This is a genomic window from Enterococcus sp. AZ167 (assembly GCF_051714025.1).
GTDB lineage: Bacteria > Bacillota > Bacilli > Lactobacillales > Enterococcaceae > Enterococcus_D > Enterococcus_D casseliflavus.
This window is the reverse complement of the sequence record NZ_JBIORB010000001.1, coordinates 537,501-558,226: the sequence shown is the minus strand read 5'-3', so window position 1 is coordinate 558,226 and position 20,726 is coordinate 537,501. Positions and strand designations below refer to the sequence as shown.

The 20,726-nt window shown below is 41.0% G+C and carries 20 protein-coding genes and 1 riboswitch (1 of these 21 only partly in view); of the genes, 1 reads left to right on the top strand and 19 read right to left on the bottom strand.

Annotated features, from left to right (window positions below):
* The 16 genes from IGJ05_RS02575 to IGJ05_RS02500 form a co-directional block, all read right to left on the bottom strand.
* Complete coding sequence (locus tag IGJ05_RS02575) at positions 1-654, bottom strand: phosphatase PAP2 family protein (RefSeq protein ID WP_266166321.1); 654 nt, start codon at positions 652-654, stop codon at positions 1-3.
* The gene (locus IGJ05_RS02570) at positions 651-1,844 is read right to left on the bottom strand and encodes an FtsW/RodA/SpoVE family cell cycle protein (protein ID WP_015509795.1); all 1,194 of its coding nucleotides are present in this window, start codon (positions 1,842-1,844) and stop codon (positions 651-653) included. Before IGJ05_RS02570 ends, IGJ05_RS02575 begins: the two co-directional genes overlap by 4 nt.
* Complete coding sequence (locus IGJ05_RS02565; protein WP_311954305.1) at positions 1,822-2,976, bottom strand: FtsW/RodA/SpoVE family cell cycle protein; 1,155 nt, start codon at positions 2,974-2,976, stop codon at positions 1,822-1,824. Before IGJ05_RS02565 ends, IGJ05_RS02570 begins: the two co-directional genes overlap by 23 nt.
* Before the next feature lie 126 nt (positions 2,977-3,102).
* A riboswitch (M-box (ykoK) riboswitch) is annotated at positions 3,103-3,278 on the bottom strand.
* A 287-nt stretch (positions 3,279-3,565) separates the two neighbouring features.
* On the bottom strand, positions 3,566-5,461 hold the full coding sequence (locus IGJ05_RS02560) for an endonuclease MutS2 (protein ID WP_317719774.1): 1,896 nt from the start codon (positions 5,459-5,461) through the stop codon (positions 3,566-3,568).
* 348 nt (positions 5,462-5,809) lie between these two features.
* Positions 5,810-7,339: an alkyl hydroperoxide reductase subunit F gene (ahpF, locus tag IGJ05_RS02555; protein ID WP_317719773.1), complete on the bottom strand. Its 1,530-nt coding sequence runs from the start codon at positions 7,337-7,339 to the stop codon at positions 5,810-5,812.
* 9 nt (positions 7,340-7,348) lie between these two features.
* Positions 7,349-7,912 carry an alkyl hydroperoxide reductase subunit C gene (gene ahpC, locus IGJ05_RS02550; protein ID WP_005226227.1) on the bottom strand — a complete coding sequence of 188 codons (564 nt, stop codon included), beginning with the start codon at positions 7,910-7,912 and terminating at the stop codon, positions 7,349-7,351.
* Positions 7,913-8,218: 306 nt separating this feature from the next.
* Entirely contained in the window at positions 8,219-8,422 is a 204-nt protein-coding gene (locus tag IGJ05_RS02545) for a hypothetical protein (RefSeq protein WP_010748444.1), read from the bottom strand.
* A 152-nt stretch (positions 8,423-8,574) separates the two neighbouring features.
* Entirely contained in the window at positions 8,575-9,534 is a 960-nt protein-coding gene (locus IGJ05_RS02540; protein ID WP_005226228.1) for a permease prefix domain 1-containing protein, read from the bottom strand.
* Complete coding sequence (locus tag IGJ05_RS02535; protein WP_005226229.1) at positions 9,531-9,863, bottom strand: PadR family transcriptional regulator; 333 nt, start codon at positions 9,861-9,863, stop codon at positions 9,531-9,533. The genes IGJ05_RS02540 and IGJ05_RS02535 overlap by 4 nt, the downstream gene beginning before the upstream one ends.
* 189 nt (positions 9,864-10,052) lie before the next feature.
* Complete coding sequence (locus IGJ05_RS02530; RefSeq protein WP_005236194.1) at positions 10,053-11,024, bottom strand: siderophore ABC transporter substrate-binding protein; 972 nt, start codon at positions 11,022-11,024, stop codon at positions 10,053-10,055.
* 24 nt (positions 11,025-11,048) lie between these two features.
* The gene (locus tag IGJ05_RS02525) at positions 11,049-11,807 is read right to left on the bottom strand and encodes an iron ABC transporter ATP-binding protein (protein ID WP_005226231.1); all 759 of its coding nucleotides are present in this window, start codon (positions 11,805-11,807) and stop codon (positions 11,049-11,051) included.
* Positions 11,804-12,748 carry an iron chelate uptake ABC transporter family permease subunit gene (locus IGJ05_RS02520; protein WP_005236195.1) on the bottom strand — a complete coding sequence of 315 codons (945 nt, stop codon included), beginning with the start codon at positions 12,746-12,748 and terminating at the stop codon, positions 11,804-11,806. Before IGJ05_RS02520 ends, IGJ05_RS02525 begins: the two co-directional genes overlap by 4 nt.
* Positions 12,745-13,695 carry an ABC transporter permease gene (locus IGJ05_RS02515; protein WP_010748447.1) on the bottom strand — a complete coding sequence of 317 codons (951 nt, stop codon included), beginning with the start codon at positions 13,693-13,695 and terminating at the stop codon, positions 12,745-12,747. Before IGJ05_RS02515 ends, IGJ05_RS02520 begins: the two co-directional genes overlap by 4 nt.
* 319 nt (positions 13,696-14,014) lie before the next feature.
* A complete protein-coding gene (locus IGJ05_RS02510) occupies positions 14,015-14,215 on the bottom strand; it encodes a hypothetical protein (RefSeq protein ID WP_017144376.1) in 201 nt (66 codons plus the stop codon).
* Positions 14,216-14,335: 120 nt separating this feature from the next.
* Complete coding sequence (locus tag IGJ05_RS02505) at positions 14,336-15,700, bottom strand: FAD-dependent oxidoreductase (RefSeq protein WP_005226235.1); 1,365 nt, start codon at positions 15,698-15,700, stop codon at positions 14,336-14,338.
* Positions 15,697-17,166, bottom strand: coding sequence for a helix-turn-helix domain-containing protein (locus IGJ05_RS02500; protein ID WP_438725003.1), 1,470 nt, complete (start codon positions 17,164-17,166; stop codon positions 15,697-15,699). The genes IGJ05_RS02505 and IGJ05_RS02500 overlap by 4 nt, the downstream gene beginning before the upstream one ends.
* Before the next feature lie 162 nt (positions 17,167-17,328).
* Between IGJ05_RS02500 and IGJ05_RS02495 the strand changes: the two genes are divergently transcribed.
* A complete protein-coding gene (locus IGJ05_RS02495; RefSeq protein WP_262119428.1) occupies positions 17,329-18,432 on the top strand; it encodes an SLC13 family permease in 1,104 nt (367 codons plus the stop codon).
* A gap of 132 nt (positions 18,433-18,564) precedes the next feature.
* Here IGJ05_RS02495 and IGJ05_RS02490 read toward each other — a convergent pair whose 3' ends face one another.
* From IGJ05_RS02490 to IGJ05_RS02480, 3 genes are all read right to left on the bottom strand, one after another.
* Entirely contained in the window at positions 18,565-19,278 is a 714-nt protein-coding gene (locus IGJ05_RS02490; protein WP_074933632.1) for a methyltransferase domain-containing protein, read from the bottom strand.
* Positions 19,279-20,286: a zinc-binding alcohol dehydrogenase family protein gene (locus tag IGJ05_RS02485; protein WP_225001395.1), complete on the bottom strand. Its 1,008-nt coding sequence runs from the start codon at positions 20,284-20,286 to the stop codon at positions 19,279-19,281. It abuts the gene before it with no gap.
* A gap of 74 nt (positions 20,287-20,360) precedes the next feature.
* Positions 20,361-20,726: the final stretch of a hypothetical protein gene (locus IGJ05_RS02480; RefSeq protein ID WP_231473204.1), read on the bottom strand. 696 nt of this gene lie beyond the right edge of the window; only the last 366 of its 1,062 coding nucleotides appear in the window; the start codon falls outside the window, past its right edge; its stop codon occupies positions 20,361-20,363.

Here is a 20,726-nt window from a genome sequence, read left to right as displayed (position 1 = left end):
TTACTTCCCCCTACGCACACTTTTTTTGAACGAAAATACAAAAGCAGATGTGATAAAACTGATTCCACTTGCCAACAAGAGACTCGCTAACAAGTCACTAGGATAGTGAACCCCAAATAGCAAGCGGCTCATCATAATAAGCAGTAAATAAACCAATCCCAAAAACATAGCTAGTTTTTGGCTAATAGGACGTTTGCCTCTTTTGCCAGGCGCTGTTTGTGCGAAGAAAAAGAGGAGAGAAATAATTAGCGTGGTCGCTAATAGTGTATGGCCACTTGGAAAACTGGCGGACGCCCGTTCCATACTGTCAGCAAACTCCGGTCTTGGGCGATCAACGAATTTCTTGATCACTTGGCCAACACCACTGATTATGATCATATTTCCCATCAACCAAAAACTCTCGATCCGTTTCTTTCGAAGAAACAAAATTGCTGCCAATAGAAAATGAATAGCTGCTATCGGGACGATCGTTGCCGTGCTAGCAAGCGGAACAAAAATCGCTTCTACTGTAGCCGTCCGCCATTGAGGCACGTGGGAAAACAGGGTATCAAGCGTTTGGAACCACTGCGGCTCTAATGCTACAAGGAAAAACAACCATGCGAAACAGCTACAAAGCAGTCCACCTATCACCCCTTGTTTTGCTGTCTTGCTCATGTTAATCCCCTACTTTCTTTTAATGCGTACGATCGTTTCTTCGCTTTAGTCGGGAATTTTTCTAACCCGAAAATAATTCCCATCGCAATACTGATCGCAATCAACGAGGTTCCTCCTTGGCTTAAGAATGGCAGAGGAATTCCCGTTAATGGCAGCAACCCAATCGCCGCTCCGATATTTTCAAAGATCTGAAAGACTAAGCCAAAAACGTACGTGATGGCGATATAGACCGACGCCTTGTTATTCGTTTTTAACGCGGCGAAGATGATTTGATAGATGAGATAAAAATACAAGAAGATCACTAAGGTACTTCCTAAAAAGCCATAGGTTTCACCAATAACTGTAAAAATCATATCTGATTCACGAACCGGCACGTACACTGTCGTATGGGTGTCAGGCGCTCCCAATAAGCCTCCTGAGCCAATCGCCCACATACTGCGAACTTGTTGGAACGCGATAGAGTCTTGGTACGCTAGGGGATCTGCCCAAGCTCGCACTCGGTCTAATTGATACTGCGAGAAATGAAGTCGAAACAAGACACGATTGCCCCATTCCGTAAACACGAGCAGCAATAAAATAGCGCCGAGGGCTGCGATCAAACCGATCACTACGGTCAAAATTTTCCAATGAACACCCGAGATAATAAATAAAGCCCCTAACATCACAATAAACACTAAACTCGTACCAAAGTCCCGTTGCATAAACATCAATAGAAATGTCGGTATACTATAAAGCAAGATCTTAGTGACGTAGATCAAATCAGATTTAATGGTCCGTTCGGCTTTTCGTTTTTCATATACTAAGGTGAGATAGACCATAAAAAGCATAAAGGCCACTTTCATAAACTCTGAGGGCTGAATGGTAAAGTCGCCGATTCTGATCCAGCGTTTGGTAGAAGTCTGCTCAAACATCGTTTGATCGTAGAACCAATGAAGAGAAGCCATCAAACCTAGCGCCAATACATACAAAAGACCCGAAAAGCGTAAGAGCAAATTGGTTGGGATCAAACTTGTAACGAAGAGCGCGATGGCGGATAGAACACAAAAAACGATCTGTCGAAAAACGATTCCAGAAGGATCATTGCCATCCATTACAGAAGCTTGATGTTGTACCCAAATGCTTAGCAAAAAAAGCAGAAAAACGGGTAGCAGCAAGGCATAGTTTGCATCATGTCGTTTGAGGAACTTCATTTCGTTTGCCCTCCTCTCGCTCTAATTTCAGGCACATACTAAAGGCAAATGAAAGAATAAAGTAACTGGAGCCACCATAGCTGATAAAGGGTAACGGTACCCCCGTCATCGGCATCAACCCTAAAATACTGGCTATATTGATACTTGTTTGCAACAAAAGTAATGTACTTGTTCCTAGCAATATCAACCCAATCTGAGGGTTTTCAATAGCTGCGGAACGAATAAATAAACGTAAGATGATTACGAATAATAAGCCAATAACAAAAATCCCGAAAAGCAAGCCAAGCTCTTCTACTAAAACGGAAAAAATAAAATCGGTTTCCGCAACTGGTAAAAAGCCTTTTTTCGTAATACTGTTTCCTAAACCGAGACCAGTAAGCCCTCCATTAAATAAAGCATAGTAAGAATGGATCATTTGGAACCCCTGATTGTAAGGGTCGGAGAATGGATCGCCTACTAAGCGAATTCGGTTATATACGTGCATAAACATGTGGGGCAATAAATCATTGTCGCCTAAAAACATGATCAACAGGGCAACCAGGAATAGACTGATCACTAAGCCACCAAATAAAAGAGCCGTCAGCTTCACGGGGACTTGTACCGTAGTTATCATGACAAATGCTAAAAAGAGTAAAATCATCACACCGGCTACTTTCGGTTGAATCAGGATCAACACACAGCACAAAAACAAAACGAAAAGCGGACGTTTCATTTCCTGCAAGGTGGTTTTTGCAGTTTGAAAGTAATGAGCAAGGTACAAGACCATCCCTACATTCACAATCTCTGATGGTTGAAATTGAATCCCTGCGATCGAGACCCAGCGTTGTGCCCCATTAACAGAGACACCGAAAAAGGGCAAACGAGCTAAGAGCAAGGTAAAGATCCCAAATGCTAGCAGACCGATCGCTAAGTATTTGCTAAGCAAAATCTCTCTTCGCGTCCGCTGAATAATGAATAAAAGAACCCAGCTAAGTAACAAAAAGACCAATTGACGGATAAATAGCGACGCTGGTGGTTGATCTCTCGTTAATAAACGGTATGAACTTGAACTATAAATCATTAAAAGACCGATAAGGCTCAATAGCAAATAAGCTATGATCAGCAGCCAATCGATCTTCTTTTTTTCTATCATTGCTTCCACTCCTCTTGCCTTGGAGTAGGTGTTCAGACGGTACCAGTTATTTTGCTCTATGAGCTTCGTCATCCATCAGAAAGAAAAGCAAAAAAGTCTCACTTCTCTTAGGACGTCAGACTTTAGCAGCAATCTCATCGTCCGAGTTTTAGCACTATACAACGTAAAGAAAGTCATTTGCTCTCTTAGCTATTTTATGAAAAGCCTTAATCCGACAATTCCTGTTTTACACATTGGCGTCTTTCGACGTTTCTGCGCAATAGCTTGTGTTTGTATAGGAGCCTCACCTAACAAGGTTATATGTTATTTTTCAATCCAATATGAATGGTACCCTTCCTCGAATAAAGATACAACCAATTCTCTGTTATTTTTATTTTTCTTTAACTTTTCTTAAAGAATTTAGATATTTCGAATATTTTCTGCTCTATAAAGAAAAAACAACCAAAATAATCATCCAAACAAAGGAACGGCATCGATAAAGGACGTTATTAAAAAAACGAACATTTAAAAAAAGCAGTCCTTTTTCTAGGTGCTGAAAAAGGACTGCTTGCTTGATTTTGGTCTATCGATTGAAAGTTTTCTTAATCTATCAATCCACGGGTCGATTGGTTTGCCGTTCTTGCGCTGCTTTTCGTAACTGCTTCTGCGCTTTTTTAGATCCTCGTTCAATATCTCGAGTAAACTTGCGCTGCGCAAACTCAACGAATAGCTGATCAAGATCATAACCTGCGGGATAGAGCACCTCTCGCTTTGTGAGGAGTTGCAAGCGACGTGCGGCAACAACAAAAAAGTGTTTCTCAATTGAAAATTTCGCTTGTCCTTGTTCCAAATACTCATAAAAAAGTCCGCGCTGGTTATGTTCTGTTGAAAAGACCAAGTCTCCTTTTTGAAAAATAAGATCTATCTTGGCTTCTTGTTGAGGGGGTTGTTTCTTCCCCTTTTCAAAAAGCTGCTTCTCAAAAGAATAGGTTTTATGCTTTAAATATTCCTTTGCTGTTTGGACTACGTCAGCGGGGATCGCCATCTTTTCGGCAATCCAAAACGCATTACTATCACCGACTGCATTCGTCAGCAAACGATATTTTGGTGTCAAGGTTTTGGCATCAAAAGCCATTGCCGCTGTTTCGAAATCTTGATGATCGACGGCAAACTGCTTGATTTCACCATAATGCGTTGTTGCGATCATTAAAGCTCCTGAGCGATAGATGGATTCCATGATGGCGATCGCCAAAGCAGCCCCTTCATTAGGCTCAGTGCCGCTGCCGATTTCATCCAATAAAACAATACTGTGTCGGGTAGCATTCTTCATAATCTGAGCAATGTTCGACATGTGCCCAGAGAAGGTACTTAAAGAATTTTCTAGACTTTGTTGATCGCCAATATCCATCCAAAGACTTTTTAAAAACGGAACAATGCTTTTGCCATTGTGCGCTGGAAATAAGCCATAATGAGCCATGGCGCAAACAAGTCCAACGGTTTTTAAGACGACGGTCTTGCCTCCAGCATTGGGTCCAGTGATGACCATGCAGCGGTTTTCTTCGCCAAGTTTTAAAGAAAGAGGAACCGCATCACGCCCCAGCAAAGGATGGCGGACTTGATCAAGAAGCAAAACTTCTTTCTCAGTCATAGTTATCGGCTGCCCATGGATTTCTCGACAATATTTTCCCCGAGCAAAAATAATATCCAGCACAACTAAAATGTCAAGACAGGCAAACACGGCGTTCATTTGTTCGGCGATCGCCCCTGTCAACTCTGACAACACTTGGTATTGAGCGGCTGTTTCTTCTGCTTGTGCCAAGATCAATCGATCATTTAAACGGGCAGCTGCCTCCGGTTCAATAAAGACAGTCGCTCGTTTATTGGAACGTTCGATGATCGTTCCGTTAAATTGCTGTTGAAATTCAGCACGCACAGGTAACGTATATCGGTCGTTCTTTTTGATGACACGATTTTCTTGTAAATAGCGACTTTCCTTAAAAAACTTTGCAAAAACTTTTTTCAGATCAGCTTCATATTTTTCGATCGTACCGCGAATTTTCCGCAATTCTCGGCTGGCATTACTATCAACCTGACCATTGCGAATCTTTTGGAAAATCATTTCGGCGATTTCAGAAAAGTCTTCTAACCCTTGTGCATATTGATGTAATCTTGGGGCAATCGATTGATTCTTTTCGAACAATTGACGGATGATTCGAAAAGACCGTAAAAAGTCTCCATATTCGATAAGCTCCTGTGGTTCTAAAACAAACCCTTTTTCAATTTTCTCCGTATGGTGTAAGACATGCTGCAGCCCCATAAAAGGCACTTGACGACCAGCAGCTAATAGTGCCATCGCTTCAGTGGTCTCTGTCACTCGTTTTTGGGCAGAGTGGATCGTCGCTGCTGGTTTTTCATTCGCAAAGCGCGCTTTGCCGTAATCGCTGATTATTTTTTTACTTACTTGTTCTTTAATTTGTTCAAATTCAGTTGCTTGAGGTATCTTCATGAGTTATCCTTTCTTGTGCCTGAGGATTCCGATCAGATCCCCGTCCAAAAAAGTGTACAAAAAAAGCGATAGTCTCCCATCACCTGATTCATCAATAACGATTTTTATCGGTATCTACAGGCACAACAAATAAACAGTCTGTTTTTGCTTATTTGTTTTAATTGGCTGATTAGATACCTACGACACTCATCAATATACCTCTTTCTTTTTTGAACGAGTTTTTTTCATTGTAATATAGAAGCTGTCCTTCTGTCAACTGGTCCCAAACTGCCCTTACAAAAAGAAAAAACGCTCAGCAGCTCCTAGAAGCCCCTGAGACGTTTTTTGATTTTAAATGATGCAAGGCGCTTACGAGCGAATCAGGTGATCAAAGGCACCTAATGCCGCAGTCGCACCTGAACCCATTGAAGTGATGATCTGTTTGTATACACTATCGGTACAATCCCCTGCTGCAAAGACCCCTTCAATATTGGTTGCGCCGTGTTTGTCTACGACGATCTCATTGCGTTCGTTTAAAACGATGCGATCTTTTAACCATTCGGTATTCGGCATCAAGCCAATCAAGATGAAGACACCCTCAACAGCTAATGTGAATTCACCACTCGTTTCACGATCAACGTAGGTCAATTGTTCGACATGATCGGATCCAGCAATTTCCTTCGTTGCCGCATTCGTAATAACAGTCACATTTTCTAACGTGTTCAAACGGTATTGTAGCACAAGGTCCGCTTTTAGTTCCGGTAAAAATTCAAGAACATAGACGTGTTTTGCCATGCCAGCTAAATCGATCGCTGCTTCGATCCCAGAGTTTCCGCCGCCAATGACAGCAACCTCTTTCCCAGCAAATAACGGGCCGTCACAATGTGGACAATAGGCAACACCTTTATTTTTGAATTCTTTTTCTCCTGGAACATTGATGTTACGCCAGCGAGCGCCAGTTGCTAAAATGGCTGTTTTGGTTTTTAATACTGCACCATTTTCTAATTCAACTTCGATGACATCATTGCGACGAATATCTTTCGCACGCTGCCCTTTCATCACGTCTACATTGTATTCGTTGATGTGCTCTTCTACCTGACGCATTAATTTTGGTCCTTCGGTATAAGGAGTACCGATCATGTTTTCGATCCCCAGGGTTTCCATTACTTGTCCACCCATTGTTTCGACGACCATCCCAGTATTGATGCCTTTACGCGCTGCATAAATCGCTGCGCTTCCGCCTGCAGGTCCGCCACCGACAACTAACACATCGAAAAGCTCTTTTTCAGCAAAGTCATCTTTACTCGTCGGACCAGCTGCTTTTTCCAACAACTGTTCGATCGTTTGACGGCCGCTTGCAAATTCTTCACCGTCTAAAAAGACGGTTGGCACAGCCATAATTTTTTTCTTGTCAATTTCTTCTTTGAACATCCCACCTTCGATCATGGTGTGACTGATGGAAGGATTTAGCACTGCCATGATATTTAACGCTTGAACAACATCAGGACAGTTATGGCAGGTCAAACTGACATAGGTTTCAAAATGTAATGGCTTATCGATCGCTTTGATGCGCTTTTGAAGTGCTTCGTCAATTTTCGGCGGACGACCGCTTACTTGAAGCAACGCTAAAATAAACGAAGTGAACTCATGTCCTAACGGTAAACCAGCAAAAGCGATGCCGCTTTCTTCACCGGGACGATTGATCGAAAAGCTTGGTGTCCGTTCACTTGCTACAGCTTGGATAGTGATTTTTGGCGACATTTCTGCGATTTCTTCTAAGAATTCACGTACTTTTGTGGAAGAATCATCCTCACCTAAAGTTGCCGCAAAAACAACCTCTGATTCTAGCATCGCGAGATACTGCGTCAGTTGGTCTTTGATTGCCTTATCTAATGCCATGAGAGCCTCCTAAATCTTGCCTACAAGGTCTAAGCTTGGCGTTAAAGTTTCTTCGCCTTCTTTCCATTTTGCAGGACATACTTCACCTGGATGAGTACGGACATATTGTGCAGCACGGATTTTATCGATCAAGCCACTAGCATCACGACCGATACCGTCCGCATTGATCTCAACTGTTTGGACTACGCCATCTGGATCGATGATGAATGTTCCACGTTGAGACAACCCAGAAGCTTCATCTAGTACATCAAAGATCTCTGAGATAACATGAGAAGGATCTGCAATCATGATATATTCGATTTTATTGATAGCATCAGAATGATCATGCCATGCTTTGTGAGTGTAATGAGTATCTGTTGATACAGAATAAACTTCTGCGCCTAATTCTTTTAATGATGCATATTGATCTTGCAAATCTTCAAGCTCTGTCGGACAAACAAATGAGAAATCTGCAGGGTAAAAACAAACAACGTTCCATTTTCCTTTAAAATCTTCTGATGAAACATCGATAAATTTTCCATTGTGGTAAGCTTTCGCTTCGAATGAACCAATCTCTTTTCCAATTAATGACATATCATTTCCTCCAATTAGAATAATTATTTGAGAATAATCTCTATTAATTATTAGTATATCTAACTATAAAAAGCAATAGTTTATTCAGAAATAGTCAAAAAAAATGTTATCCTCCTCAGAAATGAGCATATTTATTTTCTATCCAATACAAATAGAGTATAGTTGTAAGTTTGACTAATCGTTTCCATTTTAATTCCCTACTTGTTAGATTCTCAATTACACCTCTCATTCTCAATTAAATAAAAAAGATTGCCTCTTCCTATGATTCCTCACCAAGTAAAGTGAGCCATAGAAAAAGGCAATTTTTTATTTAGTATTTAAATAGTTGAACAATCCACTGATCGTTCGATCCCTCAATGTAATCCGCTTACCGTCTAAAAAAACTTCTTCGACTGGGTAATGGTCTTGAAAAGGTGGAACTTCCAAGTATTGACTTGCGAGAAAGCGCTCCGGAGATTCGACTGTTGCTATTTCTTTGCTGCCATTTTTCAGATAATGAATTTCTAACATATTCATTGCCTCTTTTCTTGTATTCTGAACTTTTAAAAAGCATTGAGAGAACCATATTTCTCGCTGTTCTTTTTTGATTGGTTCAGTTACAAGGCGTATTATAATCTTCCTTTTTTTAAAAGTAAAGAAAGCACTCTCGATTGAAGTGTCTCTTATTTTTTTGCTTTCGTATGTCCGATAAAGTAGTCCTCTAAGACACCACCAATAACAAAAATGACCCAAGAGTAAGCCCATGCATGAAACATGAAGGACCAAAGCATGTAAACGACCAAAATCACTGGCCAGTAGACTGTTCGAAAAAAGGTAACTCTACCAGCGGATTCGCCATATTTATGGCGTGTTGCTCGATCCCCCGGATGGTCTTCGTCGCGAATAAAATACGTCTCAGTTGCCAGCTTCGCAAAGCCTGTACGGATAATACTTACATAAATAATAAAGAACACACCTGCTGCAACCGTCAAGAAAAACAAGGAAATCCCAAATTCAACAGAATAATAAAACAATTCACTTAAAAGTACAGGCGCAATTGATAAAATACAGGCACCAATTCCTAAAACAAGACCAATCCGAAAACTTTTTTCATAATTTGCGAGTTGCTGAGCGGCTTCTCGTTTGGCATCCCTTTTTATTGGACGATCATCCAACTGTTTACGCGCACCGGAAAAGTGCAAACTGCTAGAGATAATAAAACCGACCCCGATGGCGATAAAAAGAAACATCACCATTATTCCAAAGGTCTCAGCATATATACTAACAAAGAGCATCAAGGCTGCTAGGGATGCGATACAAAAACCGATTCCTATAGATAACGAGAAAGCAAAGTGTCGCACAGTTCCCCAATAATCAAACGCATCGTCTTCTGTGATGGCATCGGACCAATCATCAATCGGCGCTTCTTCTTTTGAAACATTTAACTCTTGCAACAGCTCATCTACGGAACCAAACTCACTGATTACTGCACCGATGGCTTCATGCTCGCTTTTCCCTTGGTGAATCAGTTCTAAGTAGTGGTCTTCCATAATCGCTAAGAGGTCTTCTTTCGCCTTTTTGGTTTCCGGTGTGATGGGTACTGATAAAAATAAGCTGTCTAGATAGTCATGAATGGTTTTCATTTGTCTCCTCCTTGTAAGAACTGGTCAACGACGATCTTTGTCTGCTGCCACTCCAATAGTTTCTCCGTAAGGCTTGCTCTTCCGTCTGCAGTTATCTGGTAATACGTCCGCTTTTTGCCATGCGTCACTTCTCCAGGATATGAGCGGATCAATCCTTGTTTTTCTAACCGAGTAAAAGCGGAATACAACGTCGTTTCTTTGATCACATATAAAGCATCTGTTCCTTCGCGAATACGCTTGGATATTTCATATCCATAAGAATCTTCATTGGAAAGAATGGATAAAATGATTGCGTCGTTATAGCCGCGAATTCCGTCACTCGAGATCACGCAATCGCCTCCTAAATTACTTCATCTGTCGTACTAATTATAAAACAATTACTACGACAGGTAAAGTAAAGCAGGGAAAGTTATCAAAAATCAGTCGTAGGTCTTAGAAAATAGGAAAATAAAAAGGGACACGCATTCTCAGTAAACTGATACGCGTGTCCTAATTACTTGATTGCTTTTCTCACCTATTTATTCAACGGCTGGTTTGACATCGTCCATCATTAGTTGGATCGACTCCAAGCCTGAACCTGCTAAATACCAAACCGCAGCATCCAATTCAATGACTTGATCGTTTTGCCCAGCATTTGTTTCTTGGACGATTTCATTTGCAACAAATTCACTTTCACTTTCATTGCCGCCGATCGCTTTTGTCCGGTCGATCACGAAAATGATATCAGGATTTTTCTCAAGCAAGTACTCATAAGAAATACTTTGTCCATGTGTCGACGCCTCTAATTCCTCATCTACTGCAGGGAAACCAAACGTATCATACAAGATACTGTAACGAGAACCTGGCCCAAAAGCAGAAAGATTGCCTTCATTTACCATAACAACCAAGGCTTTCTCGTCAGCATTTTGCGCTTGCTCCTTCAAGGTATCGATCTGACCTTGTAACGATGCTAGTTGTTCTTGCGCTTCCTCTTCCTTACCAAAAATTTGACCAATGGTCGTAATGTTGGCTTCGATCGATGCCCAAGTATCACTATTGTCAACGCTTAAGAAAACGGTTGGCGCGATTGCAGACAATTCCTCTTGGAAATCACGTTGTCGCCCAGAAATAATGATTAGGTCTGGCTGCAGTTGATTGATTTTTTCTAAATCAGGCTCTTTGATTCCCCCTGCTGATTCAACATCTGCATACGCTGATAAATAATCTGGTAAATTGCTGGTCGCAGCAGCAACGATTCGATCCCCAAGGCCAAGCGCATCCATCGTGTCTAAGGCGCTATTGTCAAAAACCACCACTTTTTCTGGTGCATAAGGAACAGTAACGGTTCCATTGCTATCGGTGATTTCAACCTCTGTCGGTGTCTGTTCACTCTGAGCAGTTTGGCTTTGCTGTGTCCCTGTCGATTCGATTGTACCAGTATTATTTGATCCGCATGCGGTCAACCCCGCTAATACGAAAATACTCATAAAGCTTACTACAATTTTTTTCATTTTTTTCCTCCTTAGGAATACATTTTATTGGAAGGTATAGCAAAATTGTCGACCATCCACTTGTACCAGTTTGATTGGAATCTCATATAATGATGCCAACACTTGCTCCTGGATTACAGCCTCAGTGTCGGCCGCTTTAAAAATCTGACCGTCTTTCATGGCAACGATGTGATCGGCGTAGCGAGCGGCAAAATTAATGTCGTGCAAAACGATCACAACGGTTTTCTGATAGTCTTCCACCAAGGTGGTCAATAGCTTCATCAGCTGGTTGGCGTGCTTCAAATCTAGATTGTTTAACGGTTCGTCCAACAGCAGATAATCTGTATCTTGAGCCAAGATCATCGCCAAGTAAACTCGTTGTAGCTGACCACCAGAAAGCTCATGAATCGATTGATCGGCGTATTCGGTAAGGGATAGCTTAGCTAAAGAATCATCAATGATCCTATCATCCGCTGCCGATTGTCGCCCGCGGTTATACGGATAGCGACCAAATGCCACCAGTTCTCTTACAGTCAGATTGACTGCATAGCGATTGCTTTGTTGCAAAAAAGCCATTTTTTTGGCTAGCTCTTTGGATTTCCATTGGCGAATCTCAGTTCCATCTAAATAAATATCACCAGTTCTCTGGTCCAGCATCCGACTGACCAAGGAGAGTAAGGTGCTTTTTCCCGCACCATTTGGCCCGATAAAGGCAATCATTTTCTGCTCAGGTAATGCTAAAGAACACTCGGTCAACACCTGTGTTTTCGCATAATTTTTGGATACGTTTTTTGTTTCGATCATGATTTTTTCCTTTCCAGCAGCAATTTGCTTATAAAGAAGACGCCACCCAATAATTGAATCACCGTACCAATGGTCGTTTGCCATTGAAACACTTGTTCCACTAAGAACTGCCCTCCTACTAACAGGAGAAAACCAATCAGGCTGCCACCAGCAAACAACCACCCATGGCGATAGGTGGGAAAAAGCTGATAGGTGATCGTTGCCACTACAAAGCCGAGAAAAACAGCTGGACCTACGAGTGCCGTAGCGGTACCTGTCAGAAGCGCAATCAAAAATAAAATACCTCTATGAAGCCATTGAACAGGAACGCCTAGACTTTTGGCTTGCCCGCTTCCTAAATGTAATAGATTCAATTCTGGAATCAACAGAATCAGGCAGCTACTACCGATCAAAATGATCACAGCAGCAATTAAGAGATGTTGCGTATTGATATTGCCAAAGCTAGCGAATAAGCGTCCTTGCAGTAAATCATATTCATTCGGGTCCATCAAGACTTGCAAAAACGTGCTCAGACTACTGAACATCGTGCCGCATACCATTCCAGCCATCAACAACAAAAACAATCCGTTGACGGCTTTTTGATAGAAAAAACCGATCAATAAACTTCCTAGAATGGCAGTCAGACTGACAGAGAATAAAAACATCGCTGCTGTTTCTTGGCTTAGCATCTGGATCCCGCCGATAAAAAAGAAACACAGGGTCTGAACCAGGACATATAGTTGATCCAAGCCTAAGATTCCTGGTGTTAAATAGCGATTGCTCGTAACAGTCTGTAAGGTGATCGTACTAAAGGAAATTGCGATCGCCACCAGAGCAAAGGCGAAGATCCGACGGCCCCGCAATGCAAAAGCAAATGACCAATTACCATAGGTGTTATAGGTCAGATAGGCAGTAGCGGCACAAAGGATCAGAAAGAACAAAAGAAAGAGTTTTTTCTTCATTGAAACTTCCTCCCCAGCAGCAAAATCAAGAAGCAGCAACCACCTAGTACACCGGCAACCACACTTACGGGCATCTCATACGGAGCAATCACGATGCGTGCCAATACATCACATAAAAGTAAAAATGCACTTCCAGCAAAGCTGATCAACAGTAGATTATTCTTCAAATGATCCCCAAAGACCATGCCGATCATATTTGGGATAACGATCCCCAGAAAAGGAATTTGTCCAACGGTCAATAAAACGACACTACTGGCAAACGCCACCAGAGCGAACACAGCAAAGCGTAAAAACAGATAATTGATCCCTAGACTCTTGGCGGCACTTTCTCCTAAACCAGCAATCGTGATCTCATATGCTAGAAAATACAACAGACCGAATACTGGAATCGTCAAATACAAAAGTTCATACTGGCCAGCCATAATGGTAGCGAAATTTCCTTGTAGCCAAGAAGAGACATTTTGAACCAATTGGAAACGGTAGGCCAAGAAGCTGCTAATGGCACCGATGATATTACCGAACATCACCCCGGTCAAAGGGAGCATCATTGGATCTTTCTTTGGTAGAAATTGGCTTAAAAATAAAAAGAACAAAACACCTGCATAAGCAAACACAAATGCTGCGGTTGTCCGAATCAAGTTAGAAGCATTTGGCAGAAAAAGCATGACTAGCAAAATTCCTAAACGAGCACTATCAGATAATCCGATCGACTCTGATGCCACAAATTTATTTTGCATCATATGCTGCATGATTTTCCCACATAAACTAATGATTCCACCTGCAATGATCAAACTGATCGTCCGTGGGAGCCTAACTTTTACCAAAACAAGCCAATGATTCGGATCACCCTGCTGTAAACCACTTAATGATAATTCATGGGTACCTACCAGTAAAGAACAGCCCACAAGAAGAATCAAGATCAGCAGTAATCCGATTTTTTTCAACATGCCCCGCCCCTTCCTTATTGAGAATGATTCTCACTCTCTTTAATAGGGTAACGTATTTCACTTAAAATCACAAGAAGTTTTTTAAAAAAATCGCTTTACCAACGCAATTTCAGTGAAAACGAATCTGCGAAGGCAAGGGATTATGTGATATTTTTCTCTTATAAAAGACTGCGAGCACGTCTTTTTTTCTCAACGGAGCCTATTTAATCGCTTAAATCAAATAAATACTTGAGAAGGCTAGATTCAACTTCTGAGTTTCATTCAATAACAAATCATTCACACGTTCATTCGTTTCAATTTGTTGAACCCCCTGTGTAGTTCACACATGCTCATCCCATGCTAGGCGTAGCTTTTCAGATAAAGAGTACTGATGAGCTAACGTTTCCATCCAAGGAACATTCGTCTGCCGATAACAATCCTTTACCAAAAATCGTTCAGTCATAAAACGAGCGTCGTCATATTTTTTACGAGTTTCTTCATCAAAAAGATAGCGATACCAGTTGGCATCAAAGTTCAGCACAACCCCACTTGGTTTTAATACGCGATACCTTTCATGGGCGCAATTGCTATTTTCTCTCGATTAATGTCAATTCACAAAAATAAACCTGCGATCATCGCAGGTTTATCAAGACTTACTATTTTACTTTAACAAGCCATCAAGGGCCAATTGATTCAAAAAGTGCAGTGGAAATGAGATGGTTGGATTGAAAAAGTAATCCATTGTTGCTAATTGGTGCAAGGTCGTCTTGCTATTGATCAAGGTTGAGATCGTATTGATGATCTCCAAACTTCCACGATCACTCGTAATGATTTGTCCCCCCATGATCACTTTCGTTTGCTGATCAAAAATCAGTTTTAACGTTACTTCAAAATCCTCATCTGTCGCGAAAAATGTCCGAGAATGAAATGTTTGCGTCACTGAATCTACTTCAAAGCCGTAATACGGTGCCTCGGTCTCATTAATACCTGAACTGCTGACGAAATAGCCAAACAATTTACTGACGACGGTCCGTTGCATTTTTGGAAAAGGAATTTTCGTTGTTCCCCGTTCATTTGCCAATAAATTGGTGGCAGCAACGATCCCGGTGCGGTAAGCATTTGTTACTAAAGGAATATACAAGGAGCTATCCGAATGATTAAATGGGATCGAAACAAGATCCCCAATTGCATAAATCGCTGGGTCAGACGTTTGCAAATACTCATTTGTCGATACCGTGCCATCCAGATTTAGTTTCAGAAAATCTTCTACTAGCGCAACATTTGGACGTGGATTGACAGCATAAACGACCACGTCAGCTTGAATTTTCGTTCCATTTGACAGCTCAATTCCTTGATAATCGCCTTTCTCATTTTTGATCGTATGAGCGACATTGCTGTTAAGATAGATCTGCAAATTTTTAGGAAAGCGTTCCATCAAAATTTTGGCAATTTCATGATCAAAATAACGGAACAACAGCGTATCCATGCGATCGATCAAATGAACGGCTTTTTGTTGTCCGCTTAAAGATTCCGCTAATTCAAACCCGATCAGACCAGCGCCGACGATCGCAACGGTTTGGGCATTCTCGATTTTTTCTAATGCTTGCTTTGATTGACCAATGGTTTTGTAGGTCGTTATATGTGCTTCGACATCTGAGGCAAACTCCGAACGGAAAGTACTCGATCCCATCGCCAAAATCAAGCCATCATAACTCACTTCATCTTCTTGCTGATAAGATTCCGTTGATGTGACAAAATGAACCGTTTGTTCTTGCGGAAAGATTTTTGTGACTTCACTGTTTAGCATCACATTGATTCCTTCTGAAAGAAGTTCACTGGCAGTTGCCGTTTTGGAATCTTCCAAACGCTGAATGTAACCTTCCAGTACTAAATTCAAACTGCTGGCAACATAACCAAGAACGCTTGATTTTTCTATAATTATCACATCGACTTTTGGGTCAACTTTTTTTAAATGACGGGCAGCAGCAATTCCTGCATGAGAGCCTCCAATAATCACTATTCTCATATCTTTTCCAACTCGCTTTCAAGGTTCTCATTTCGTATTTCATCCACGATTTGATGAAGCCGCTCTTCTTCAAATGGGGTTGCACCACCTGTTAAAATCAATCGTTTTTTATAACGATAGCCTTCCGAGATCTCAGAATGATCAACGATCAATAGATCATAGTCCTTCTCCTTCGTCCCATCGAAGTGAATATTCGGATAGCCAGCCAATTCTTTGATCAAAAAGCGCCGTAAAAAGCCACTGCGTAATCGTGATTGAGTCAGTAAAATCCCTACCGTAAATGCTTTTTCCTGTTTTACTTGAATCCATTGACGGATCAAAAGCAATTCATTGGTCAAATGCTGCTTTTTCTCAAGAGAAAAGGACTGGTTTACGTTTTTCTCCAACTGTTCGATTGCTTGCTGTGCCACTTCGATCAAGCTCTCATTCGCAACACTTTGCGGCTGAAATTCAGCAAAGGCAATAATGCCGCCATGAATATACAACGCTTGGATCGTCACACTCGTCAAGAAGACGCGTAATTCCGTAGAAGTTTCTGTAGTCTTTCTTTCACTATCACCAATGGCCTGCAGCAGCTCCCCATTTAACGCATCGATCTCTTGGAAGAAAAGTGATTTTTGCAAGGAGTCATCCAGTGAAGGGCGAATCAAGCCTTCAGCTAATAAAAATAAATAGAAATATACCGTTTCATAATCGCTCCAGGATACGGCAAAACGACTGAGATAGCGCCCTAATATATTCCGCAAAAGCTGGAACATCGCTTCATTTTCCAATGACTTCAACAATGGATACGAGGCTTCATGCTGTTGCGAGCCGCGATAATCAAAACGGGCTTCCATAATGCCTAACCAAAGCCCGACTTTCCAACGCTCTGCTTGACTAAACGTTGTCTGCAACTGTTTTTCAATGACTCGAATCAAATTGTTGATGGCTGGTGCATTCAAGCGAGCGATCAATTCTTCATTGGGATAACTTTGTGAAAAAAACTGATAATAGAAAAAGCGAATCTGTTTTTCATCCCCAATCAATTTTTTATTTTTTAATTGGATGTCGAATTCTTTCAATAACTGATTGATCCCTTTGAATCGACGAAACAATGAAGCTTCACTCAACATCAGTTCTAACATCATTTTCGTCGTTGACTCATCTCGATGAAAAAACAAATACGACAATATCTGAAAATCGATTGCTTCTGAAAGATACGCATAAAAAAATTGCTTTAGGGAAAAATCAAGAGGCAATACCAATTGCACTTGATCATTTTCTGAATAGATCAAAGCTGCGTCTTCATGGAAAGCAGCTAAATTTTGATGAAGATTTTGAAGTTCTTTTTGCAAAGTGGGCGCGGAAATGGATAACGTTTTTGCAAGTTTTTTATAAGAGACTTCTGAGCCATTCTGAAAAAAAACAGCCAAAATTTGAAAATGTACCTGCTGATTTTTTTCAAGCAGCTGCATCACATTCATTCTTGAACCTCCTTCACCTTTCACATACTAATTTCCCAATTAATGAGTCGTTTGTCAACTATAAAAATTGCCTGAATGTCTTTGAGTTCGATGGAAAAAGCGTTATTTATTGTTCCTAAAGCATAGGAATGGTAAAATTCTTGAGAAGAAAGGTGGTGAACTATGGGAAAACGAATGTTAGCATTTTTTCGAACGGATCGATTATTTTCGATTTCCCTGCTACTAGCACTTAATGCGTGTTTTTTCGGCACCTTCCGTTGGTCGTTTATTGACTTTAAAGTGATTTTATCACTGTTTGGATTAATGTTAGTAATCAATGGGTTAGAAGAAGCTGGTCTTTTACGAGCATTTGGACAAAAAATAGTGGAAAAAAGTCGCAATTTGCGTGACTTGATCCGCGCAATCGTCTTGCTAAGCTTCTTCAGTTCGATGTTTTTAACAAATGACGTGGCTATCTTAACTTTATTGCCCATCTATTTACTCTTAACGAGGAAAGAACAACAGCACACCAGCGTCTTATTAGGCGCTGTCTATTTGATCGTAGCAGCCAATTTAGGAAGCAGCCTGTTTCCATTTGGAAATCCGCAAAATCTATTTTTATTTTCCTGCTATCAGATTTCGCTGCCACAATTCATGTGGACTACCGGCACCTTTGTGGGACTTTCATTACTATTACTCCTTGTTTCGATCCAGCTCATCCCAAAGACTCCATTGGAAATCGCCCTGCAAGAAGAACCCTTTGAAAAAAAGCCAGCGCTGCTTAATGCAGGATTATTTGTTCTTATGATTCTTGGTATTTTTAGTGTTCTCCCTATTTCAATCGCCGTGCTTGTCGTCGCAGCCGTGGTTTGGTTTAGCAATAAACGATTATTTGCAAAAGTTGATTATCGGTTACTACTTACCTTTCTCTGCTTCTTCTTGATCGTCGGGAATATTCAAGACCTATCTCTGGTCACCGATCACATTCGACCGTATTTTCAAGAAACGCATCGCGCTTTTTTAGGTAGTATTTTACTCTCCCAAGGAATATCTAACGTTCCAGCAGCAATTTTGATTGCTCCTTTTACCGATTTAGAAAAAGCCGTTCTTTTGGGCGTCAATGTTGGTGGTTTGGGTACATTGATTGCTTCTTTGGCGAATTTGATTGGGTACAAATTATTGAAACAAGCCAGACCAAAAGAAGCGAGAACGTTTCAAAAGCTGTTTTTTATCGTCAACATCATTTTTTTACTGTTATTAGGCAGCATCGTATACCTTCTATTGTAGCAAATTCACTGTAAAACGAGATTCCAGCATAAGATGTTTCCAGTCAGCAGCCAAAAGAAGCCTAGCTCCTGTACCTGTTTCTTGATCTTATGTCAGAATCTCGTTTTTTTGATCCCCATTGTGTGATTTTACTTAGGCTAAGAGAAGCTCAAAGGTGATTTTTGTTTGGCTTTCGACAGTCAATGCCTCACCAAAGACATGTTGAACCATTTGTTGCCGTTGTTCCAATGAATACTCCTCCTCAAAATAAAGATGAAATATTTCTTGATCGATCTCTTCCTTCAAAATATACTCGAATTGCCGACTCTGCCAATCGATCGCTTCTTCTGAAAACCACTTCTTGTACCAAGTGTTTAAGTTCAGGTCATTCTTCGCTGAAAGATTTTTTTCATAAGGCTGAAACACGTTTTCTTCTTCTGCGATCATTCTTAGAATAATCAATTGATGGGCCTTTTTTTGAAACTGAAGCAATGCTTCTTTGTCTCTGACTGCTGGATTCATTGCCATAAAAATACAGGGCCAGTGCTGGTCTGCAGATAAAAAGTCTTTTTGGCTCTGCTGAACCAGATGGAGCTTGTTCATCGGATCTTCCGTCGTTTCTTCAATGATTTTTAACATTTCTTTTGAAAAATCAATTGCGTAATACTCATCTACATAAGGATAAAATGCTGAAATGTAGCGGCCAGTCCCCGCAGCAAAGTCAACGAAGGCCGATATCGGGAACACTTTCTGCTCCACCAAAAAAGCTGCTACCTCTTCGGCAATTTTCAATTGGGATTCTCTTTGAATCTGTGCATATTCTTGGGCAAATTCATCCCAAAACAGCATCGCTTCCTCTTCTTCCATCTAGCGGACGCCTCCAGTGATCACTGTCTTTCCTTTCGTTCCTTGCTCAACCGCTTTTGTAGCGAGCTTTAAGGTCTCGATGGTAATTCCTCCATCAAACGTTTGCACCGCAGTCGTATGGATCTTTTTGTCAGCAAGCAACGAGGCGATCCGTTGCAAAATGCTCCCTTGTGTTTCTATCATCAACTGAACATCTGTTTTTGCGAACATATACTCCCAATAAAAATCGATGCCGAGGTTTTTAAATGGATTTAAATCTAGCGCTTCTTTCGTATTCACGATCATTCCGACTTTGCCAAACGGCAAGATTGCTTTCGTTAATTGTGGCAAATAGGCCGAGGCGTCATAAAAAATTGCAACGGCTGAAAAAGGCTCAGTGATTTGTTCAGCCAACGGCAAGCGATGATTAAGTACTTGATCCACTTGATTGTTTTTAAGCCACTGATCGTTCTTAGGACTCGCAGTGCCATAGACTGTCAATCCTGCCCATTTTGCTAGTTGCGCCGCAATTGAGCCAACACCACCGCTGGCATTGACCAATAAAATCGATCCTTCATTCGCGTTTTCTTCAGGCACGTACCCAAATTTTTCAAAAAGCAATTCCCACGCTGTAATACTCGTTAATGGCATAGCTGCAAGATCGCCATCAGAAAAGCCGGCTGGTGCCTTTGCTGCGATCCGAGAATCAACTGTCTGGAACCTTTGATTCGCACCAGGTCGTTGTGTGGTTCCAGCATAAAACACCCGATCACCAACGGCAAAGCCATTAACTGCTGAGCCGATTTCTTTAACGATCCCAACGGCGTCATACCCTTGGATCTGGAACGCTTCACTTAAAGCAGTCATTTGCCGTCTTTTTGTATCGATTGGATTGACCGAAACTGCCTGTACTTCCACCAATAAATCATTTGCTTGGCAATTGGGTATCGGAATTTCCTTTTCAATAAATACATTTGACTCATCTAAAGATCGTCCTTCATAAAAACCTAGTGCTTTGCTTTTCATCATACTGCTCCTTCCAAAAAAAAAAGTGCTGAATAGTTATAAAAACCATTCTAGCACTTTTAATGAATTTAGAACATTTATTCTTCACCTTCCACGACAAGCGGAACCAAAAATGGATAGCTTGTGAAGAAATCTAATAAGGATCGCTTCCATTGATCTGAATCAATCGTTAGTAAAGTGGACTCTGTATACAAATGGATCGTCAATCGTTGATTTTTATCAAGTAAAACAAGAATTTCACCTTTGTTTTCTGTGATAAAATCATATTGCTGATTCTCCATTGTAATAATGAAAATTTGATCGAGAATTTCTGCTGCAACAGCAAAGTCCGTCTCCATATCGACAGCCAATGTTTGGGTATTGTCGATCAAGCTTGGTGAAACCGTAAAGCCTAATTCTTTTAAATGCGCCAATACCAAGTTGACATCATAATTAAAGAGCGA

What these genes read in the sequence shown, in the direction of transcription:
- IGJ05_RS02525 (WP_005226231.1), bottom strand. Translation starts at nt 11,807, where the DNA reads ATGATCGAAACAAAAAACGTATCCAAAAATTATGCGAAAACACAGGTG.
- IGJ05_RS02520 (WP_005236195.1), bottom strand. Translation starts at nt 12,748, where the DNA reads ATGAAGAAAAAACTCTTTCTTTTGTTCTTTCTGATCCTTTGTGCCGCT.
- IGJ05_RS02570 (WP_015509795.1), bottom strand. Translation starts at nt 1,844, where the DNA reads ATGAAGTTCCTCAAACGACATGATGCAAACTATGCCTTGCTGCTACCC.
- IGJ05_RS02495 (WP_262119428.1), top strand. Translation starts at nt 17,329, where the DNA reads ATGGGAAAACGAATGTTAGCATTTTTTCGAACGGATCGATTATTTTCG.
- IGJ05_RS02530 (WP_005236194.1), bottom strand. Translation starts at nt 11,024, where the DNA reads ATGAAAAAAATTGTAGTAAGCTTTATGAGTATTTTCGTATTAGCGGGG.
- ahpC (WP_005226227.1), bottom strand. Translation starts at nt 7,912, where the DNA reads ATGTCATTAATTGGAAAAGAGATTGGTTCATTCGAAGCGAAAGCTTAC.
- ahpF (WP_317719773.1), bottom strand. Translation starts at nt 7,339, where the DNA reads ATGGCATTAGATAAGGCAATCAAAGACCAACTGACGCAGTATCTCGCG.
- IGJ05_RS02545 (WP_010748444.1), bottom strand. Translation starts at nt 8,422, where the DNA reads ATGTTAGAAATTCATTATCTGAAAAATGGCAGCAAAGAAATAGCAACA.
- IGJ05_RS02500 (WP_438725003.1), bottom strand. Translation starts at nt 17,166, where the DNA reads ATGAATGTGATGCAGCTGCTTGAAAAAAATCAGCAGGTACATTTTCAA.
- IGJ05_RS02490 (WP_074933632.1), bottom strand. Translation starts at nt 19,278, where the DNA reads ATGGAAGAAGAGGAAGCGATGCTGTTTTGGGATGAATTTGCCCAAGAA.
- IGJ05_RS02565 (WP_311954305.1), bottom strand. Translation starts at nt 2,976, where the DNA reads ATGATAGAAAAAAAGAAGATCGATTGGCTGCTGATCATAGCTTATTTG.
- IGJ05_RS02560 (WP_317719774.1), bottom strand. Translation starts at nt 5,461, where the DNA reads ATGAAGATACCTCAAGCAACTGAATTTGAACAAATTAAAGAACAAGTA.
- IGJ05_RS02505 (WP_005226235.1), bottom strand. Translation starts at nt 15,700, where the DNA reads ATGAGAATAGTGATTATTGGAGGCTCTCATGCAGGAATTGCTGCTGCC.
- IGJ05_RS02515 (WP_010748447.1), bottom strand. Translation starts at nt 13,695, where the DNA reads ATGTTGAAAAAAATCGGATTACTGCTGATCTTGATTCTTCTTGTGGGC.
- IGJ05_RS02540 (WP_005226228.1), bottom strand. Translation starts at nt 9,534, where the DNA reads ATGAAAACCATTCATGACTATCTAGACAGCTTATTTTTATCAGTACCC.
- IGJ05_RS02575 (WP_266166321.1), bottom strand. Translation starts at nt 654, where the DNA reads ATGAGCAAGACAGCAAAACAAGGGGTGATAGGTGGACTGCTTTGTAGC.
- IGJ05_RS02485 (WP_225001395.1), bottom strand. Translation starts at nt 20,286, where the DNA reads ATGATGAAAAGCAAAGCACTAGGTTTTTATGAAGGACGATCTTTAGAT.